We start from the raw sequence: 3209 nt of genomic DNA on the forward strand, positions 1-3209 counted from the left end.
CTTCGGCCGTTCGCGCGCGACGCGCACGGCGGTCGAGCCCGAGCTGGTCCAGCAGATCAAGGCGGGCAAATCGAGCGTCTCGGCGATCTGTCGTGCGGCGTCGGCGATGGCATCGCCCGCGGTGGATTCCGGCGCGGGACGCTGAGCCGTGATCACCGAGCGGTAGGTCGGGTCGCGCTCGACCTCCTCGCCGATGCGGTTCATGGTCGAGACCGCCTCGACCGGGAATTTGCCGGCCGCCGATTCCGCCGACAGCATGATGGCGTCAGCGCCCTCATAGACGGCGGTGGCGACGTCCGAGACTTCTGCGCGGGTCGGCACCGGCGACTGGATCATCGATTCCAGCATCTGGGTCGCGACCACCACCGGCTTGCCGGCACGGCGGGCCATCCGCGTCATCTGCTTCTGCAGGCTCGGCACGCGCTCGAGCGGCAGCTCGACGCCGAGGTCGCCGCGCGCCACCATCAGCGCATCGGAGGCCTCGATGATGTCGGCGAGGCGGTCGATCGCCTGCGGCTTCTCGATCTTGGCCATCACGGCGGCGCGGCCGCGGATCATCTTCTTGGCTTCGAGCACGTCGTCGGCGCGCTGCACGAAAGACAGCGCGATCCAGTCGACGCCGGTGACAAGCGCCGCCTCGAGGTCGGCGCGATCCTTCGATGTCATGGCAGAGACCGGCAGGTCGGTGTCGGGCAGGCTGACGCCCTTGCGGTCGCTCATCTTGCCGCCGACCACGACACGCGTCACCGCGTGCTCCTTGGAGGTTTCCTCCGCGATCAGGCGCACCTTGCCGTCGTCGAGCAGCAGCGCGTGGCCGGGCCGCAGCGCCGCCAGGATCTCCGGATGCGGCAGGTGGACGCGCGTGGTATCGCCGGGCGCCTTGTCGGAATCGAGCGTGAAGGTCTGGCCGTTCTGGAGCTGGACCGAGCCTTCGGCGAAGGCCCCTAACCTGAGCTTCGGGCCCTGGAGATCGACCAGGATGCCGATCGGCCGGCCGTAGCTGCTCTCGACGTTGCGGATCGTCGCCACCAGCTCCCGCATCTTGTCATGCGAGGTGTGGCTCATGTTGATGCGAAACAGGTCGGCGCCGGCCTCGAACAGGCGGCGGATCATCGCGAGATCTGAAGAGGCCGGTCCCAGGGTCGCGAGAATCTTGATACGGCGAAGACGCCTCATGGCTTACTTCCAGACGGTGGCGAGGGAGCTGGCGGGAGGCCAGGCGCGGCGGGGGGCGTACCACCGGGCGGGCTATTGGGCAAACCCGGAACCCCGCCCGGGCCAACCGGACCAGGCAGGCCCGGTACGCGCTGCTGCGCCGGCTGTTCGTTGGCGTCAGTCAACTGCACCGTCCACGCTCGCTGCTCGCCGGTGTCGACCTCGAAATAGCCGGTCCGGTCATAGCCGCGCGCGAGGCAATCCTCGGTGCCGCGGATGGTGAACTCCTTGTCACGCGAGCACATGAAGGCCTGCCCCGACCACTCGCCGCCGCGGTCATAGTCGATCGCGTAGATGTAATAATATCGGGCGACCAGCGTTCCCCGCAGCAGGGTCTCGCAGGAGCGGGACGAGATGTTCCACCAGCCTTCGGTGGTCCAGCCCTCAGCGTCCTTGTAGCCGAGCGCAATGCCGACCCGGCTCGAGGTGTTGTTGCAGAGGCGGAAATCGGCGGAGGCCGGACTGGCGCAAAGGCACAGCAAGGCGATCACCAGCACCGGGACCAACCGGGCGAGCAGGCGAAGCGGGGGGCGGGGAGATTCGGCAATCATTGTCGCGGTAGCTATACCAGATCATTGACGATTTGGCGTAGGGCTGGGAACGGCCCCAAGCGAGCGGCAATTCCGTCGTCGGGCCGGTTTGCGCCGGGATATGGCAAAATCTGTGACAGGCCCCACCTGATCCCGTAAGGGTGACCTCCATCGGGCCAGGCCCAGGGGATATAACCATGGCAATCGACGACAAAACCAGAACGGAACTCGAGGCGGCTGCGTTCCGCCGCCTGGTCGATCATCTGAAGACGCGGACGGATGTCCAGAACATCGACCTGATGAATCTCGCCGGCTTCTGCCGCAACTGCCTGTCCAACTGGCTCAAGGAAGCCGCGGACGCCCAAGGCGTCGCCTTGAGCAAGGACGAGAGCCGGGAGGCCGTCTACGGCATGCCCTATGAGACCTGGAAGTCGAAATACCAGGGCACGGCCACGCCCGAGCAGCTTGAGACGATGAAGAAGGTCCATCCTCACGGCCACGGGCACTGAGCGGTCTCACGCGCCACGCCCTTGAGTCGCACCACACAACAGCTTTCTTCGCCCCGCAGCAGGAAGGTGTGGGCGCGCTGTGGACGAGCGCGATGCTTGCTTGAACGCGGGGGACGCCAACCCTAAGGGTTCTCCCCAGCACGCGCGGTGAGGATGCCGGCGTCACCTCGTTTTGCCAGTTCCATTTGGAGTACCAAGATGGCCACCACCGCCGCCGTCCGCGACGACGAGCCCGCGACGAAATTTGCCAAGGACCAGCTCAAATCCATCATCGAGCGCATCGAGCGGCTGGAGGAAGAGAAGAAGGCGATCTCCGACGACATCCGGGACGTCTATGCCGAGAGCAAAGGCAATGGCTACGACGTCAAGGCGCTGCGCACCATCGTGCGCATGCGCAAGCAGGACCCGAACGAGCGCGCCGAGGCCGAGACCATTCTCGAGACTTACATGCAGGCGCTCGGAATGCTCTGAGGCGTTGGCGCCTCGGCTGCCATTGCCGTAGCCCGGATGAGCGAAGCGACATCCGGGCTACGAGATCGAGTTTGTGGACGTAGTCGCGGCTGTCAGCGCAGCGCGGCGGTGCGCACGACGAACGACGTGGTTTCGAGCTTCGTGGTCGCGCTGCCCGAGAAGCTGTCACAGGACAGGCCGTGCATCGGATCGTCGACAAAGCCCATCGCGATCACGGCCCGTGGCTTGACGAAATAGGCGCGTAGTGCGGCCGTATCGAGCTCGCCCATCAGCGTGACCGACATGGCACGGCTAGCGCTCGGGGACAGCATCACGATCTTGAGCCAGATGCTCTCGCCCTTGGCGGCGGAGAGGCGGGTCGCGGTCGCGACCATGCCGTCGACGCTCTTGCCGACCACCGTGTTGATCTCCGTCGCCTGAGCGAGGCTGCGCGACGCGGGGCGGGTGGAACGCGGGATCGGTGCGGAAGCCGCGACGACATTGG

General features: G+C 66.2%; 4 protein-coding genes and 1 pseudogene. 2 read left to right on the forward strand and 3 right to left on the reverse strand.

Translation table 11 applies throughout. The features are described 5' to 3' along the window. A partial coding sequence (pyk, locus tag MOV74_RS34570) for a pyruvate kinase (RefSeq protein WP_246931445.1) occupies positions 1-1176 on the reverse strand: 1176 nt, incomplete at its 3' end. After that, positions 1173-1766, reverse strand: coding sequence for a DUF1036 domain-containing protein (locus MOV74_RS34575; protein ID WP_246931448.1), 594 nt, complete (start codon positions 1764-1766; stop codon positions 1173-1175). The genes MOV74_RS34575 and pyk, both read right to left, overlap by 4 nt. A gap of 176 nt (positions 1767-1942) precedes the next feature. Here MOV74_RS34575 and MOV74_RS34580 point away from each other — a divergent pair, with 176 nt between their 5' ends. Then, positions 1943-2254 carry a DUF1244 domain-containing protein gene (locus MOV74_RS34580; RefSeq protein WP_246931450.1) on the forward strand — a complete coding sequence of 104 codons (312 nt, stop codon included), beginning with the start codon at positions 1943-1945 and terminating at the stop codon, positions 2252-2254. Between the two features lie 198 nt (positions 2255-2452). Continuing rightward, complete coding sequence (locus MOV74_RS34585; RefSeq protein WP_094976882.1) at positions 2453-2725, forward strand: DUF2312 domain-containing protein; 273 nt, start codon at positions 2453-2455, stop codon at positions 2723-2725. Positions 2726-2817: 92 nt separating this feature from the next. Here the strand turns inward: MOV74_RS34585 and MOV74_RS34590 are convergent. Next, positions 2818-3209 (reverse strand): annotated as a pseudogene (locus MOV74_RS34590) (ATP-binding protein); the annotation flags it as partial.

The organism is Bradyrhizobium sp. SHOUNA76 (assembly GCF_023006445.1).
Classification (GTDB): Bacteria; Pseudomonadota; Alphaproteobacteria; order Rhizobiales; family Xanthobacteraceae; genus Bradyrhizobium.